The organism is Pseudomonas agarici (genome assembly GCF_900109755.1).
Taxonomy (GTDB): domain Bacteria; phylum Pseudomonadota; class Gammaproteobacteria; order Pseudomonadales; family Pseudomonadaceae; genus Aquipseudomonas; species Aquipseudomonas agarici.
In genome coordinates, this window is the sequence record NZ_FOAR01000016.1 from 1 (window position 1) to 16,327 (window position 16,327).

Annotated in this window: 15 protein-coding genes and 2 pseudogenes; 8 read left to right on the forward strand and 9 right to left on the reverse strand. The window is 57.0% G+C overall.

Features of this window, described 5'->3' with window-relative positions:
* Together BMX68_RS26400 and BMX68_RS15480 are read left to right on the forward strand one after the other, a co-directional pair.
* Positions 1–777: DUF6708 domain-containing protein (locus BMX68_RS26400; protein WP_256218797.1), on the forward strand; the 777-nt coding region annotated here is incomplete at its 5' end.
* Positions 778–1,029: 252 nt separating this feature from the next.
* A pseudogene (locus tag BMX68_RS15480) lies at positions 1,030–1,197 on the forward strand (DUF2628 domain-containing protein); the annotation flags it as partial.
* Between the two features lie 73 nt (positions 1,198–1,270).
* Here BMX68_RS15480 and BMX68_RS15485 read toward each other — a convergent pair.
* From BMX68_RS15485 to BMX68_RS15505, 6 genes and pseudogenes are all read right to left on the reverse strand, one after another.
* Positions 1,271–1,639, reverse strand: a complete 369-nt coding sequence (locus BMX68_RS15485) for a hypothetical protein (RefSeq protein ID WP_017132737.1) — start codon at positions 1,637–1,639, stop codon at positions 1,271–1,273.
* Positions 1,636–2,610: a hypothetical protein gene (locus tag BMX68_RS15490; protein ID WP_017132736.1), complete on the reverse strand. Its 975-nt coding sequence runs from the start codon at positions 2,608–2,610 to the stop codon at positions 1,636–1,638. The genes BMX68_RS15485 and BMX68_RS15490 overlap by 4 nt, the downstream gene beginning before the upstream one ends.
* A gap of 9 nt (positions 2,611–2,619) precedes the next feature.
* Positions 2,620–3,108, reverse strand: a complete 489-nt coding sequence (locus BMX68_RS15495) for an Hcp family type VI secretion system effector (RefSeq protein ID WP_017132735.1) — start codon at positions 3,106–3,108, stop codon at positions 2,620–2,622.
* Positions 3,109–3,353: 245 nt separating this feature from the next.
* A pseudogene (locus BMX68_RS26755) lies at positions 3,354–3,549 on the reverse strand (hypothetical protein); the annotation flags it as partial.
* A gap of 17 nt (positions 3,550–3,566) precedes the next feature.
* A complete protein-coding gene (locus tag BMX68_RS15500; protein WP_211208491.1) occupies positions 3,567–4,130 on the reverse strand; it encodes an ankyrin repeat domain-containing protein in 564 nt (187 codons plus the stop codon).
* A gap of 138 nt (positions 4,131–4,268) precedes the next feature.
* The gene (locus BMX68_RS15505) at positions 4,269–5,795 is read right to left on the reverse strand and encodes a catalase (RefSeq protein WP_017132733.1); all 1,527 of its coding nucleotides are present in this window, start codon (positions 5,793–5,795) and stop codon (positions 4,269–4,271) included.
* A 761-nt stretch (positions 5,796–6,556) separates the two neighbouring features.
* On the opposite strand from BMX68_RS15505, the gene BMX68_RS15515 reads away from it, so the two are divergent.
* From BMX68_RS15515 to BMX68_RS15535, 5 genes are all read left to right on the forward strand, one after another.
* Positions 6,557–6,886 (forward strand): hypothetical protein, encoded by a 330-nt coding sequence (locus tag BMX68_RS15515; RefSeq protein ID WP_017132732.1) that lies wholly within the window; start codon positions 6,557–6,559, stop codon positions 6,884–6,886.
* A 614-nt stretch (positions 6,887–7,500) separates the two neighbouring features.
* Entirely contained in the window at positions 7,501–7,977 is a 477-nt protein-coding gene (locus BMX68_RS15520; protein WP_017132731.1) for a formate dehydrogenase subunit gamma, read from the forward strand.
* A complete protein-coding gene (locus tag BMX68_RS15525; RefSeq protein WP_176986779.1) occupies positions 7,974–9,536 on the forward strand; it encodes a formate dehydrogenase beta subunit in 1,563 nt (520 codons plus the stop codon). Before BMX68_RS15520 ends, BMX68_RS15525 begins: the two co-directional genes overlap by 4 nt.
* Complete coding sequence (gene fdhF / locus BMX68_RS15530) at positions 9,533–12,436, forward strand: formate dehydrogenase subunit alpha (RefSeq protein WP_017132730.1); 2,904 nt, start codon at positions 9,533–9,535, stop codon at positions 12,434–12,436. Before BMX68_RS15525 ends, fdhF begins: the two co-directional genes overlap by 4 nt.
* Complete coding sequence (locus BMX68_RS15535) at positions 12,433–12,654, forward strand: formate dehydrogenase subunit delta (RefSeq protein WP_017132729.1); 222 nt, start codon at positions 12,433–12,435, stop codon at positions 12,652–12,654. The genes fdhF and BMX68_RS15535 overlap by 4 nt, the downstream gene beginning before the upstream one ends.
* A gap of 2 nt (positions 12,655–12,656) precedes the next feature.
* Here BMX68_RS15535 and BMX68_RS15540 read toward each other — a convergent pair whose 3' ends face one another.
* Together BMX68_RS15540 and BMX68_RS25540 are read right to left on the reverse strand one after the other, a co-directional pair.
* Positions 12,657–13,148, reverse strand: coding sequence for a sterol desaturase family protein (locus BMX68_RS15540; RefSeq protein WP_017132728.1), 492 nt, complete (start codon positions 13,146–13,148; stop codon positions 12,657–12,659).
* Positions 13,149–13,173: 25 nt separating this feature from the next.
* The gene (locus tag BMX68_RS25540; RefSeq protein ID WP_143063299.1) at positions 13,174–13,395 is read right to left on the reverse strand and encodes a hypothetical protein; all 222 of its coding nucleotides are present in this window, start codon (positions 13,393–13,395) and stop codon (positions 13,174–13,176) included.
* 150 nt (positions 13,396–13,545) lie between these two features.
* On the opposite strand from BMX68_RS25540, the gene BMX68_RS15545 reads away from it, so the two are divergent.
* Positions 13,546–14,943 (forward strand): amino acid permease, encoded by a 1,398-nt coding sequence (locus BMX68_RS15545; RefSeq protein ID WP_017132727.1) that lies wholly within the window; start codon positions 13,546–13,548, stop codon positions 14,941–14,943.
* A 52-nt stretch (positions 14,944–14,995) separates the two neighbouring features.
* Here BMX68_RS15545 and BMX68_RS15550 read toward each other — a convergent pair whose 3' ends face one another.
* The gene (locus BMX68_RS15550) at positions 14,996–16,234 is read right to left on the reverse strand and encodes a phospholipase D-like domain-containing protein (protein WP_039792680.1); all 1,239 of its coding nucleotides are present in this window, start codon (positions 16,232–16,234) and stop codon (positions 14,996–14,998) included.
* Between the last annotated feature and the right edge of the window lie 93 nt (positions 16,235–16,327).

Genomic DNA, 16,327 nt, shown 5'->3' on the forward strand with positions numbered 1-16,327 from the left:
CCTTGGCGTCTAACTCTGCCAGATAAAAAAGAAAAAATCCATGCGCAAGTCAGCAGTTGTGAAGCGGTTGTTAATGTCTATCCAAATGCAATAGCGGTGGGTGGGCCTTCGGGAACTAGCGATACAGGTTCAAGCGGAATTTTAGGGATTTTACTTTCTATTGTCGGTGTTGTCATGGGGATAGTGGCGATAACCCCTTTCGAGTTTGATATATTATCAGCGCTTGCTCTGTTTTTTTTGCTTGTGCCAAGCCTATATTGTTTGTCCTTTTTTATAAGGATTACCTTTTTCTCATTTCGCGACCTGCCTGCGCTTTTTAATAAAGCATCACGGACAGTAACTATAACAAAGCCGCGATTTATCTCGTTTTTAAAATTTTGGCAGTTAGGTGGAATTGACAGGGTTGTTACCTACTCATGGGATACCGTTCATGCGCGCACCTATAAAACCCTGCAAATGATGGGCGAGACTGCTCGTGAGTCTTATAGCTTGACCCTGTTGTGCGCTGATCCAGATAATCCACGTCTCTTTAAAGACTTTACCTATCTCGGTCATGTAGAAAGCTGGGAGGACGCTACGCTTTGGCGTCTGTGGGAGCATATCCGCCGTTATATGGAAGAAGATGGTCCGCCCCTGCAACCTGACGAAACACTGCGCACATCGGGTATCGGTAAACTACCGCAATTCCCCCAACATTTGATCGACGCTGCCGGTGGAGAAGCCTTGAGCATCCAGGAGATTGAACAACTCACCGGGTTCGATCATCGGCTCTGGTGATCAGTCGATGACAATGACGGTGCCCACTCATAGGCCTGAACTATGCAATAGCGCAACCTTGTGGCTGAGTTCGCAACCAGAGGGTCATTGGCGCTTGCAAATGGTCATGAGCCAGGAAGCTCAGCTACATTTATTGATTCCAGCGGTTCTGAAAGAAAAATTGCAGTGGAGCGCCGAGGTTTATTTGTACCATATCAATGGCACCAAGGAGTTGAATTCAGGGGAAAATTCGGAGAGGCGACAACTATCCTGACACCGGGGGCACCGAACGACCCGCACTATAACCCAGCCCTCAAAGCGAGGCCGACCTTCGGCAAAAAGGTACTGATCAACACGAATATCATCGCCTTCTTCTTTGGCCCGATCTATCTGTTCGTGCTGGGCCTGTGGAAGAAGAACCTGGCGCTGATTGGCATCATGTAATCTCAATATGAGTGAGCATGATTGCTAATAAAGAAATACCTCCTATTTTTTTGGAGGGAAATAAGTGGGATTAACTTGCGCATAATTGAATAAACAAAGCCAGCGCTATTAAAAGAATAATCTGCACGGTCCAAGGAATCGTAAGCAAGTATTTAAATTTTACAGGGAAGCGTTCGATCTCATTTATATCCACTAAGCCCCTTTTTTCTCCTAGACTTGGTATCCAGAGGTAAAAATAAATCATGTTGCAACGCATAGTCTTTCCCAGAAGCCCTGCGCTCGAAAAAACCCGTTTATTTTGCTCTACAAATAGGCAGTTTGTAAGGCAATGTTCAAACTTCTCGGTATAGGCGTGAGCCACATAAAAAGAAATGCACATTGTGATCACGATGGATAAAATAATGATCGTCGCTATCAGTCCAGGATCCACGTTGGTCATGGGCTTGTCTGCCTGTATAGATAGTCACCCATCAACTCACCGCCTTTAGTCCCCAGCGCACCTCCCGCCATACCACCGGCAGCCCCCCCGATTACTGCACAAGCTAATGCAGCACCTCCGCCTGTGGGTATGCTTAACCCAACACATATTATTCCCGCAAGACCACTACCAACCGTCCCACCTAGCGCTCCGCCACCCAGACTCCCCAGCAGTGAGCCACCCTCAACATATGTAGCCTTTTTGCACTCTTGTTCTCTGCCCAATGTACAAGCTTTATGGATCGACAAACCGGTGGATGCTACGTCTAAAGCCGTGCCTATATAAGCTCCTCTCTTTGCTAGTTTAGCGGCTTTAGCGACTCCAGAAACTTTATCTGCATATCCAGATATTTCACCTGTGTGCATGTAGCTAGAGGTGGAGATTCCCAAAAGCCTTTTAATTGAACCTTCCTTACGTAACCCCGAACCGTAAGACGCCATGTTTGATAGTTGCTTATCCAGTTTCAAGAAAAGGGCGGTTCGTTTTGCATAGAACGTGTCGCGGGCTGACATAGAACCTGATCCGAGGTGCTCTCTATGTAACTTTTCTATGTCATCGAGCGTGGTCTTGATGGCGTTCAGGTGCTTGTTCCATCCGTCGGTTATAGCACCCACACCGATGGAGGCATTTGAAAGAAGGCTTTGCAATAGTTCAAAGTTATCCAGAAAATAATCATCCGCCTCCGCGCCGTTACTTAGCAAGTCCGTATGGACTTGGCTGGCTTTACCCATCATGTAGGCTTCTTGGCTGGTGCAGGAGGGGGTAGATGAATCACCTAAAATTACAAGCTCACCCGCGAGTACAACACTTCCTGCTATATGGGCATTAAGGATGTTGAATTTGGCTTTCGAATTTTTGGAAAGCGCGATATTTGCCTTAAGGGTTTCGAAGTTTTGCGTTTTGGAGTTGATGAAAGACTGAACTTCGGACATGCCATCGCCTCATGAATATTTCTTATTGTCGATCCGATCCCATCCGCCGGTTACGTTACCGCCCGCGAGACCATCGCTGCGTTTTTGCAAGGTGTATGTGGTTTTAATACGACCGTAGTTCAGTTGCACAATTTCGATTGGCACGCCTGAGCTAGCGCTTTGGGAATAGTCAGCTATAATGACTTCTTCAAGTACTACTTCATAATATTTGAGTCTTTCGGAGCTTGCTCGGCAGAGCACTAGTTTCACCTCTTTGAGGTGCTGACCTGCACAGCTAGCCTCCATCAGCTTGCAACTGGCGCTGTCAAGATATTTTGTGAAGGTGAAGTTGCTCATTGTAGTTCGACCGGAGGACGCGCCTCCTGCCGAGCTGGCTGTTGCAGAAGTGCTTTGGCTAACGCCGAAGTTGTATCCAGTAACTTCGATCCATTTGCTGAACTTCTCGTCCAAAGCTTCGCCGGGAATTTCTGCGATCTGAATATAACCATCAAAAGCCATGTGTACCTCTCCTTGGTAAGTAGTAAGCAAGGTAAATTCTGATATTACGGACAACGTTTTTCTTTTGGGGTTCCGTAGGTCGGTGTCTATTTTCGTTCAATGAGCAATGGGAGGTTATAGCGGGTTTCGGCGAAGGATATCGGCGATATTGGGCACTGGCTCCCTAGGCGCTCCGGTTTACCGGAGCACTGGTCCGTGCTGTCGCAGGTTTATCCTGCGCCGTGTATTTATTCATATCCACCCCCTTTATTCTCCAGGGGCTGAAGCTGGGTATGGATTGTCAAGGCGTGCTGTCATTGAACCCCGTACCCACTTTCCCCGCAGATCGAAGCTCGCCAATCTCAGCAGCAGTGCTCCAAACGATGTTCTAGCGTCTTTTGGCTCACTGTAGCCGACCATGACGGACTCCTTGCGGTGCTTACACTTGAGCTTGATCCCTATGCGTTTTCTATCAGTCATTAGTTCCGTGCGCCGACCGCTTCCAACGCGGCGACTGCGGCGTCGTTACCTTGCATTTGCACAATCATTTTCGCGCTATTTCCCTTCTTGTCCCGATGCCCAGGATCCGCACCGAGCTGCACAAGCTGTGCAAGCATGTCGAGACGGCCAAATAAGGCTGCGAATGACAACGCCGTTTGACCATTGTCGTTAGCCGCGTCGATCGGACATAAGTCGAGCAGGCGGCGGGCGACGTGGATTTCGCCTTTGAACAACGCCCCCATCAGTGCAGTGTTGCCACTTTGATCAGCGATGCACGGATCGGCACCGGCAGTGAGCAATAGGTTCACCTCATCAAGGTCGCCATGATAAGTAGCAAGCACCAATGCAGTGTATCCAGAGCCTGTGCGGGCGTTGACCGGAAAGCCGGCCTTGAGCAGCGCATCAGTGATGTCGGTACGGCCAGCACGGGCAGCGTCGAACCACTGGCTGTCATAAATATGCGGGTTGACCCGCTGCTGGCTGTCGGTCTGCAGGGCTTCTGCTGTTTTTGGCAGCCATAAATTGGGAAAGAACAGGTGCATGGCCCGATAACCTGCTACCACAAGCAGGACCATGAGCAGCGCAGCTATGTAGCGTGTTCTGCGAGTAACTATCATAAGAGCCCCTCCCTCTCAGACAACCTGTCATGCCTTGCATGACAGGTTGTCAATACACGGCACTCAGTCCTGAAGTGCCTTGGCTGCAGTTTCGACACGACTCAGGTCCGCATGCGTGGCTTTGGCCAGGCGCGTCCCATAATCCGCATCAGCCTTGTAGAAATAAGAGAGCATGGCGTATTTGTTTGCCTCGTTAGAAACGTGATTCAGATCACCGCTCAATGCCTCCACCAGAAACTCCTGCTCTTTGCTGGGGAGAGCCCGGTAATACTCACCTGCTTGCAGGAAGTTAGCGGTTTTTTTCAGGGCCAGTTGTTGCGTGACGCCGCTGACTGGAGTGCTTGCATATTTATACTGCGGGTCCTGCGCAAGCTCATTGATACCTGACGGCTCGAAGTTTATCTCGCCAGTGCGGCCGCTGCTGTTCATCGCGCCATCCTGCGAGTTGTTACTCACTTTGTTCAGCGGACGGTTAACAGAGATCTGTTGGTAGTTAGTACCAAGGCGGTACATTTGCGTATCGGCGTAGGAAAACAATCGCCCTTGCAGCATGCGGTCCTCGGAACCTTCAATTCCCGGCACCAATCGAGAAGGGGCGAAGGCCGATTCTTCGGTAGACTCGAAGTAGTTTTCCGGGACTTTATTCAGGGTCAGTGTACCGACCTTCTGCTCAGGCACCCCCGTCCAGATTTTCGTGTCATCCAGAGCGTTGAATGCGAATTTACTGAGCTCGCCCGGCGTCAAAGTCTGGATATACAGATCCCATTTTGGATAATCGCCCTTCTTGATCGCACCGTACAGGTCGTTCGTCATGAGGTTCCAGTCCTTGCCGATGGCCTCAGCAATCTGCTTGGGCTCGAAACCGTGAACGCCCTGCTGGCTCTTCCAGGCAAACTTAACGTAATGCACCTCGCCATTGGCGTTGATGAACTTAAAGGCGTGGACCGCCGAACCATTCATGTGCCGATAGGAATCGGGCATGCCCTCCAGCGAATACATGCGAGTGAGCATGTTGGTCGCCTCCGGACTATGAGCGAAGAAGTCGAATGCCAGGTTGGGGTCTTGCACCCCAGTCACCGCACTGGGTTTGTTCGCGTGTACGAAGTCGGGAAATTTGATGGCGTCACGGATAAAGAACACCGGAACGTTAATCCCGACCATGTCCCAGTTGCCTTGACTGGTGTAGAACTTGACCGCAAACCCACGTGGATCACGGGCCTGTTCCGGCGAACCGCGGTATCCCATCACCGTACTGAAACGTACAAAAACCGGAGTTTTGGTGCCCGGTTTGAATACCTCTGCCCGGGTCAAATCCTGGATATCCGTCGAGGCCTGGAAATCACCAAAAGCGCCAGTACCTCGGGCGTGCACTACGCGTTCGGGAATGCGTTCCCGGTCAAAGCGCTGCAGCTTCTCGATCAAATGACTATCTTGAAGGAGCACAGGACCATCGGCACCTGCAGTTTGCGAATTTTGATTATCTCCCACCGGTGCACCCGAATCGCGTGAGAGGTTATCGGCGCCAAACGCGGTGGAGCTAAGGCCAGCGATCAGCACACATAATGGCAACACGGAAATTTTGCTAGGCATTGCAGGTTCCCTTTATTTTGGGTTTGGTCAAAGAGAATGACCGTTAAAAACCAGGCGAGCCATCTCGTCATATTTATGGCATCAATAGGAAACCGCTATCGGGGAATTGAGGGAACGGTGTGTCGCGTAGGCGCGCAATCTGGACACAAGGTGGAGGGATTCATCAAAGCCTTCGAAATCAAAGTAGCCAAACTACCAAATACGCATTTTGCTTTTTTGCTTTCATGGAACACCATACAGACATGATTATTTCTAAATAGCCCATTTATTAAAGAAGCCTTCATAAATTCACGATCGCAAACCGACATTTATCAGCGCCTATACTCCCCTTACTAGGCCAGCTACTCCAGCAACATGTGTAGGATCAACAAAGTGCAATGATCAATATGAAATTGAATTACCGGCAAAGAAATACCTTTAAGCTTACGTGCGGTGTTTTCTAAAAGCGTTAGTTGTTGCTCGAAAGTCATCTTGCGAAACAGGTTTCCAGTGTGCGGGCATAGCGTCAGCGCCGACACGATAAGGCTGGAGCTGGAAAGCAAGCCGCCGATAGCCTGTTCCTTACAAGCCGCCAACCTCTGCGCAGCCTTCGCCTATCCCTGTGTATCCCTTGTCGTATAATCCGCCAGCATGTCACAGATTCTATGGAGCTCTACAGTTTCCCTCGGCACCAAAACTGAAAACCTACTTGATTTTCAAGGTTTTTTCCGCGCACAAAATAGCAATCATTCACCGCACACGACGACAGAGAAGCTTGCACCATGAAATCATCACTGGAGACCACCGCCCTTTTTGCGCTCAAGCTGGCTTATGAAACCGACGGCCAGAGCCCGCTTTTGCGCGATGATCCGGTCATGAGCGACTACCAGAAGGACGTGTTTGAGTTACTGGTACGCAACCGCGATGTTGACGCTATCCAACTGAAGGTCAATGCGTGTGTAGCCGTGGCGCTGGATGCCGTGGGCGGAACGGACAAACCCCTCGGGCGCGAGTTGCAGAGGCTGGCTACGGACTTCAGCAAGGCACGAACGACCGAGGAGCTGAGTGCCCCGCTTATCGTGCTCAAGGACTATTTGAAAGACATTCAGTGATGGTTTCCCACAACTGACGAATGATCGACTCAATAGAGTGCTCCGAACGAGAGAGCAAAAGGGTAATACTTGAATCTTTGAGAACAAAAGCCTGAAACAAACGCTCATTGTGTTACCACATTAATCAACATACATCAGTGGAAGGCTATCACTGTGGTATTTCCGGAAGTCTTCGGTTACCCCCGAATATGGCAAGCGGTAAAACGTCTCAGCAAAACGAATGCTCACGTTGATGCGCTCAGTGAGACCCACAAGCCTGCGGTAAGCAGACTTGTGGAAAAACCGCCCTACTAAGGCGTTTTTTTATCTCGATTTTTTCGGCCTCCCCTCCTCGCCCATCCCCCCAGCCACATCCTTCTATACTCAACGACGGTCGCAGAAAGAACCGTGCAGGTCGCTTTGGTGTCGATGAGCCCAAGACTGCGTGGCAAGCTGCCCTTTATACCCTGAAGAGGTGCGGCAACGATCGCACCGGGCACAACAAGATGCCCGCCCGGGGTGCCTGGCCAACGGTCGACAATGCCACGATACCGTGACGTGGCGTGAATGCCGCAGCCGATACTTTCGGACAACCGACAACCTTGTGGTTTGTCCGTGACCATGAGGAATGCCGTATGCCTGATGAGATGCTGCACCTGCCTATGGTTAACAGCCTGCTGGAGTGCCATAAAGGCTCCCCCGGCGCACTGTTGCCGATCCTGCATGAGATTCAGGCGAACATCGGTTATATCCCCGATGTCGCCGTCCCCGAAATAGCCCACGCCCTCAACCAGAGCCAGGCCGAGGTACGCGGGGTGATCAGCTTCTACCATGACTTCCGTACCGCGCCACCGGCCCGGCATATCCTGCGCTTGTGCCGGGCCGAGTCCTGCCAGAGCCGTGGCGCCGAGCAGCTCGCCGCGCAACTGCGCGAACGCCTGCAACTGGACGACCATGGCAGCAGCGCCGACGGCAATATCAGCCTGCGCCCGGTCTATTGCCTCGGCGCCTGCGCCTGCTCGCCCGCCTTGGAGCTGGATGGTCAGGTGCATGCGCGGCTCAGCGCCGAACGCCTGGATGCCCTGCTCGATGCCTGCCAGGAGGGCTCATGATGCCGAGCCTCTATCTGCCCGTTGACTCCCTGGCGCGTGCCGTCGGTGCCGATGAGGTTGCCGCCGCCCTTGTCGCCCAGGCTCGCGAGCGCGGTCTGTCGCTGGAGCTGCACCGCACCAGCTCCCGTGGCCTGTACTGGCTGGAACCGCTGCTGGAAATCGACAGCCCGCGAGGCCGTATTGGCTTCGGCCCGTTGACCGCCGCCGATGTGCCGTCGCTGCTCGAGGCCCTGCAAGGCGATCCCTCCACCCATCCACTGGCCCTCGGTCCGGTGGAAGCGTTGCCTTACCTGAAATCCCAGCAACGCCTGCTGTTCGCCCGCGCCGGCATTACCCGGCCACTGTCCCTGGAAGATTACCGCGCCCACGGCGGTTTCGAGGGCCTGACCCAAGCCATTACCCTGGGCAGCGAGCAGACCGCCACTGCGGTGTTCGACTCGGGCCTGCGCGGTCGCGGCGGCGCGGCCTTTCCCGCCGGGATCAAATGGCGCACGGTACGCGCTACCCAGGCGATACAGAAATACATCGTCTGCAACGCCGACGAAGGCGACTCCGGCACCTTTGCCGACCGCATGCTGATGGAGGGCGACCCTTTCCTGCTAATCGAAGGCATGATCATTGCCGGTCTCACCGTCGGTGCCAACCATGGCTACCTCTATGTGCGCTCGGAATATCCACAGGCCGTGGCGACATTGCGCGAAGCGCTGGACATCGCCCGCTCCGCCGGCTACCTCGGTACCGATGTCGCGGGCAGTGGCCAGGCCTTCGAGCTGGAAGTACGCGTCGGTGCCGGCGCCTATATCTGTGGCGAGGAAACCGCGCTGCTCGATTCCCTCGAAGGCAAACGCGGGATTGTCCGCGCCAAGCCGCCGATCCCGGCCCTGCAAGGTCTGTTCGGCCAGCCGACGCTGGTCCACAACGTGCTGACCCTGGCCTCGGTGCCACTGATTCTAGCCAAGGGCGCGCCGTTCTATCGCGACTACGGCATGGGCCGCTCGCTGGGCACCATGCCCTTCCAGTTGGCCGGCAATATCCGCCACGGCGGCTTGGTGGAACGGGCCTTTGGCCTGACCCTGCGCGAGCTGGTGGAGGATTACGGCGGTGGCACCGCCAGTGGCCGGCCACTGAAGGCGGCTCAGGTGGGCGGCCCCCTCGGTGGCTGGGTGCCACCGGAGCACTTCGACACACCGCTGGATTACGAAGCCTTCGCCGCCATCGGCGCCATGCTCGGTCACGGTGGCGTGGTGGTGGCTGACGACAGCCTCGACATGGCCCATATGGCGCGCTTCGCCTTGCAGTTCTGCGCCGAGGAGTCGTGTGGCAAATGCACGCCCTGCCGCATCGGTTCCATTCGCGGCGTGGAGGTGATCGATCGCCTGCTGGCCGCGCCCGACCAGGGCGGTCGCGATGCACAGGCGATCATCCTCAAGGACCTGTGCGACACCCTGCAATACGGTTCGCTGTGCGCGTTGGGCGGCATGGTTTCCTTTCCGGTGGCCAGCGCTCTCAAGTATTTCCCCGCCGACTTCGGTCTGCAGCCCTCGGAGGCCGACCAATGATCACTCTCTTCGACCCGAAAACCGATACTGCCCCTGGCACCTTTGACCTTGGCACGCCGGCCCGCGACAGCCAAGTGCAGATCACCCTGAACATCGATGGCCGCAGCATCAGCGTGCCCGAAGGCACCTCGGTGATGCGCGCCGCCGCGCTGCTGGGCACCAGCATTCCCAAACTGTGCGCCACCGACAGCCTGGAAGCCTTTGGCTCCTGCCGTATGTGCCTGGTGGAGATCGACGGCATGCGCGGCTATCCGGCATCCTGCACCACGCCAGTCAGCGCCGGCATGATCGTGCATACTCAGACACCGAAGCTCGCTACCCTGCGCCGCAACGTCATGGAGTTGTACATCTCCGATCACCCGCTGGACTGCCTGACCTGCTCGGCCAACGGCAACTGCGAACTGCAAACCGTCGCCGGCCAGGTCGGCCTGCGGGAAGTGCGTTATGGTTACGAAGGTGAAAACCACCTGACCGATAAGAAAGACACTTCCAATCCTTACTTCGACTACGACCCGAGCAAGTGCATCGTCTGCAACCGTTGCGTGCGTGCCTGCGAAGAAACCCAGGGCACCTTTGCCCTGACCATCACCGGGCGCGGTTTCCAATCGCGGGTCGCGGCCGCTGGCGGCGAGAATTTCCTCGACTCGGAATGCGTTTCCTGCGGCGCCTGCGTACAAGCCTGTCCGACCGCGACCCTGATAGAAAAAAGCGTGGTTGAATTGGGCCAACCCGAACACGCCGTAATCACCACCTGCGCCTATTGCGGTGTGGGGTGCTCGTTCCGTGCCGAGATGAAAGGCGATCAAGTGGTGCGCATGGTTCCCGACAAGAACGGCCAGGCCAACCACGGCCACTCTTGCGTCAAGGGCCGTTTTGCCTGGGGCTACGCCACCCACCCGGATCGCATCACCAAGCCGATGATTCGCAAACACATCAGCGACCCCTGGCAGGAAGTCAGTTGGGATGAAGCAGTGACCTACGCCGCCGGCGAGTTCCGTCGCTTGCAGCACAAATATGGCCGCGATGCCATCGGCGGCATCACCTCCAGCCGCTGCACCAACGAAGAAACCTACCTGGTCCAGAAACTGGTACGCGCCGCCTTCGGCAATAACAACGTCGACACCTGTGCACGGGTCTGCCATTCGCCCACCGGCTACGGCCTGAAACAGACCTTGGGCGAGTCCGCCGGTACCCAGAATTTCGATTCGGTGATGCGCGCCGACGTCATCCTGGTCATGGGCGCCAACCCCAGCGACGCGCACCCGGTGTTCGCTTCCCAACTCAAGCGCCGCCTGCGCGAGGGGGCACGCTTGATCGTCATCGATCCGCGCCGCATCGATCTGGTGGACTCGGTGCATGCCCGCGCCGAGCTGCACCTGGCCCTACGCCCAGGTACCAACGTCGCCATGCTCAACGCCCTGGCCCACGTCATCGTCACCGAAGGCCTGCTTGACCAAGCCTTTATCGACGCCCGTTGCGAGGGCAGTGATTTCGCCCGCTGGAGTGAGTTCGTCAGTCGCGCGGAAAATTCGCCGGAGGTTCTTGGCGTCATCTGCGGCGTCGAAGCAGCCGACATCCGCACCGCCGCCCGCCTGTACGCCAACGCCGGCAATGCCGCTATCTACTACGGCTTGGGCATCACCGAGCACAGCCAGGGCAGTACCGCCGTCATGGGCATCGCCAACCTGGCCATGGCCACCGGCAACATCGGTCGCGAAGGCGTCGGCGTGAACCCGCTGCGGGGACAGAACAACGTCCAGGGCTCCTGCGACATGGGTTCCTTTCCCCACGAGCTGCCTGGCTACCGACACATCTCCGACGAAGTGGTGCGGGCGCAGTTTGAACAGGCCTGGAATGTCACCCTGCAACCCGACCCAGGCCTGCGCATTCCGAACATGTTCGAGTCTGCCCTGGCCGGTAGCTTCAAGGGTCTGTACTGCCAGGGGGAAGACATCGCCCAGAGCGACCCGAATACCCAGCACGTCACCGCAGCGCTGTCGGCCATGGAATGCGTGGTGGTGCAGGACATCTTCCTCAACGAAACCGCCAAGTTCGCCCACGTGTTCCTGCCGGGTAGCTCGTTCCTGGAAAAAGACGGCACCTTTACCAACGCCGAACGGCGCATTTCGCGGGTACGCAAGGTCATGGAGCCGCTGGGCGGCAAGGCCGACTGGGAAGGCACCGTGGCTCTGTCCAACGCCCTGGGCTACCCGATGAGCTACCAACACCCAGCGCAAATCATGGACGAAATCGCCAGCCTGACGCCGACCTTCGCCAATGTCAGCTATGCCTCCCTGGACAGTCACGGCAGCCTGCAATGGCCCTGCAATGCCGCTGCGCCGGATGGCACGCCGACCATGCATATCGAGCAATTCGTGCGAGGCAAAGGACGCTTCATGCTCACCGGCTACGTGCCCACCGAAGAAAAGGTCAACAACCGCTATCCGCTGCTGCTGACCACCGGGCGAATCCTCAGCCAATACAACGTCGGCGCCCAGACCCGACGCACCGAGAACGTCGCCTGGCACGACGAAGACCGCCTGGAAATCCATCCGACCGATGCCGAAAGCCGAGGCATCAACGAAGGTGATTGGGTCGGTATCGGCAGCCGCGCGGGCCAGACTGTCCTGCGCGCACGGGTCACCGAACGGGTGGCTCCGGGCGTGGTGTACACCACCTTCCACTTCCCGGAATCGGGGGCCAACGTCATCACCACCGACAACTCCGACTGGGCCACCAACTGTCCGGAGTACAAGGTCACCGCCGTGGAAGTCAGCCGCGTCTACCACCCTTCCGAGTGGCAAAAACGCTTCCAGGCCTTCAGCAACGAACAACAACGCCTGCTCGATGAGCGCCGCCAGGCGCGCAACGCCGGGGAAAAAGCGGAGGCACGCCGATGAGCACCGACAACCTGATCAAGATGGCCAACCAGATCGCCCAGTATTTTTCCAGCGAACCGGACCAGCAGCAAGCGGTGCTCGGCGTGCGCAATCACCTGCAAATGTTCTGGACACCGGGCATGCGCAAGGAACTACTGGCCTGGCAGGCAACACATCGGGGAGCGGACCTGCATCCGCTGGCGCAGGCGGCGGTCAGCGGAGCGGGGTGGGAGGCCTAGGCCTACTCACCCCTCTCACTCCGAGCTGCAACCCGACGGCGCGACTCACGCAACTGGCGCTTCAAGGTCCGCAGCGGAGGCGCATACAGGAAGCCGAACGACACACTGTTGTTGCGCCCTTTCACCGCGTGGTGCAGCAGATGTGCCTGGTACAGGCGTTTGAGGTAACGATTGCGCGGCCGGGGTCGCAACGGCCAATAACGGTGCACAATGCCGTCATGCACCACTACATAGATGATCCCGAAAGCCGCGACCCCGGCGCCGACCCACTGCAAGGGGTCGTGCCCGGTATTGCCCAGGACGATCAGGAGGCTCGCCACCGCCGCCAGCACCAACAGGTAGAGATCATTGGTCTCGAACGCTCCCAACTGTTCCTCATGGTGCGAGCGATGCACAAACCAGCCCCAGCCATGCATGACGTACCTATGCGCCAGGTAACCGACGCCCTCCATGGCGACCAGGGTGCAGAGGAACAGGGCAAGATGGCTGATCATGGAACGCGGTCGGCTCATGGTAACGTCAGGGAGTCAAGCGGGTGAGGTCGTCGAACGGTGCCCAAGCATACCTTGCCGAGCGCGAAAATCGAGCCCTGCGACGCCAGGCGTTACGCAGAAATCGGCAAACCTCGGCCTGCACCGGCTTGAGCCCGATGCACGGATACGCCTGAGTATCGTCGCTCGCCGCCAGCTCCGGTACCGCTCGTCGATTGGGCACGCTACTGTCGGAAACCTCCGAATCCATCGCTAATTTGCCCTCGAGCCCGCGTACTACTTGAGCCCCGCCACTTTCGGGATTTACTATCCACGCCGCTTATGTCGAGCACTCAGTCCCGGTTGCACACCTGACCCGCTCAGGGCCCCGCTGAGAAGAAAAACCAGAAAAGGTGAAGCAATGACGGGTGACAACCTGACATCGGGTCTGCTCAAGCGCGGCCTGAAGAACCGCCATATCCAGTTGATCTCCCTGGGCGGGGCGATTGGTACCGGGCTGTTCCTCGGTTCCGCCGGGGTACTCAAGTCGGCCGGCCCGGCGATGATCTTCGGCTACGCGATCTGCGGTTTTATCGCGTTCCTGATCATGCGCCAGTTGGGCGAAATGATCGTCGAAGAGCCCGTAGCCGGCTCTTTCAGCCACTTCGCCCACAAATACTGGGGCGGTTACGCGGGGTTTCTCTGCGGCTGGAATTACTGGGTGCTCTATGTCCTGGTGGGCATGGCCGAACTTACGGCGGTGGGCAAGTACGTGCAGTTCTGGTGGCCCGAGGTGCCGTCCTGGGTCAGTGCGGCGGTGTTCTTCGTGCTGGTCAACCTGATCAACCTGACTAATGTGAAGACCTTCGGTGAAACTGAATTCTGGTTCGCGATCATCAAGGTGGTGGCGATTATCGGCATGATCGCCCTCGGCTGCTACCTACTGATCAGCGGCACCGGCGGCCCGCAAGCCTCGGTCAGCAACCTGTGGAGCCACGGTGGATTCTTCCCCAATGGCATCAGCGGCCTGCTGATGGCCCTGTGTTTCATCATGTTCTCCTTCGGTGGCCTGGAGCTGGTGGGTATCACCGCCGCCGAGGCCAGCGAACCGCGCAAGGTGATCCCCAGAGCGATCAACCAGGTGGTGTTGCGGATCCTGATCTTCTACGTCGGGGCGCTGACAGTGCTGCTGTCGCTGTACCCATGGGACCAACTGCTGACCACCCTCGGCGCTTCCGGCGATGCCTACAGCGGCAGTCCCTTCGTGCAGATCTTCGCCCTGATCGGCAGCGACACGGCGGCACAGGTTCTCAACGTGGTGGTCCTGACCGCTGCTCTTTCGGTGTACAACAGCGGCGTGTACAGCAATAGCCGCATGCTGTTTGGTCTGGCCGAGCAAGGCGATGCGCCAAAATCGCTCATGAAACTGAACAAACAAGGCGTACCGGTACGCGCCATCGGCGTCTCGGCCCTGGTGACCTTGCTGTGCGTGGTGGTCAACTACATGGCGCCCCATGAAGCCCTGGAATTGCTTATGGCGCTGACAGTGGCTTCGTTGATCATCAACTGGATCGTGATCAGCCTGACCCACCTGAAATTCCGCAAGGCCATGGAGCAGCAAGGCGTGGTGCCGGGCTTCAAGGCGTTCTGGACGCCTTTGAGCAATTACCTGTGCCTGGCCTTTGTCGCCCTGATTCTGGGCGTGATGCTGATGATCCCCGGCATCCGCGTGTCGGTGTATGTGCTACCGGCGTGGGTGCTGCTCATCTACGGCCTGTATCGCTTGCGGTTGGCGAAGGGCGCGGCTCGGCCGGCCTGATACCTGGTCCCTGAGCCCCGAACCATAGGATCACAGTCCCTTGGTTCGGGGCTCAGGGTTTGCCTGGGTGCGGTTGCGGGTAATCGCGCAGGATATCCACCGGCCACGCATAGGAGCCGTCCCACAACTGCTCATGCAAGGCTTCGATCCGCTCGGCCATGGCATTGTCGCGCATCACCACTTCCAGGTTGCGCGAGTTGTCGAGGTAGCCGCCCAGCCAGTTGCTGGTGCCGACCCAAGCCACTTGCCCGTCGATTTCCATCGTCTTGCTGTGGATAACTCGCGCATAGGGAATAAAGCCCCGTGGGTCTTGGGGCAAGGTGACGATCTTGACCTGCACATTGGGCAACACCGCCAGGCTCTTGAGGTAGGCAATTTCCGGTGTTCCGGTGTTCCAGTCGGAGACCATCAACTTGATCGACACCCCACGCGCCGCCGCCGCACGTAGCGCGTTATCGATCAGCGCATAGTACGGGCGGCTTTTATCCGGACCGTAGGACAGCGGTGCATAGTCGAGCAGTTGCACCCGCACTTCGTACTTCGCCTCGGCCAGCAGGCGCGGCAGTTCCAACTGCGAGTCGCCGACGCCGGGCGGGTTGTAGCGTTGCGGACTGGCCACCAGATAGTTGCCGGTGCGCGCGGGCTCTTTCCCGGTCTTAGGCAACGGCACCGGCTTATTCTCGGCCAAGGCGGCTTGGGCCTTCCAATCCTGGTCGAAGATCGCCTGGACCTGACCGACCAGTGTGGCGTCGCTGATGCGCAAGCCGGTTTCATGGATGTGCTCAAGTGAGCGCCAGTCGAAATTCTGGCTGCCGACAAAGGCCTGGCGACCATCCACCACCAAGTACTTGGCGTGGATGATGCCGCCACTCAAGCGTGCGTACGACAGCACGCGCAAGGTCAGGTTAGGGATCTTGCGCAACCGTTCCAGGGTGGACTCTTCGGAAAGCTTCAGGCCCTTTTCTTCCAGCAGGAAACGAATCTTGACGCCTCGTTTGCCAGCGGCCTCGAGGCTTTCAATGACCTTGTCCATCACCGACCCAGGATGGTCCGCAACGTAGAATTGGCCGATGTCGATGCGGTTTTTCGCGCTGTCGAAGAGTTCAATCCAGACCGGGCCGGGTTGACGCAAATCATCGGTGCCAAGATCGGTGGCCAGTGGAACGCTATGTACCAGCTCGAAACCGGGAATGGAAAAGTCCGCCAGGGCCAGCGGACTGAGCAGCAAGCCGACAAGGCCCGCCATACCGACGCACAACAGCGTCGATCGACATTTCGAGAGGGGCGACATTAGGCGTCTCATCATCAAAAAGTACACGGCTCGCGCCTGGAATGAATTGTCGCGAGCGGGCTTACCACCCACGCAAGCCCTGAGTCCTGTAAC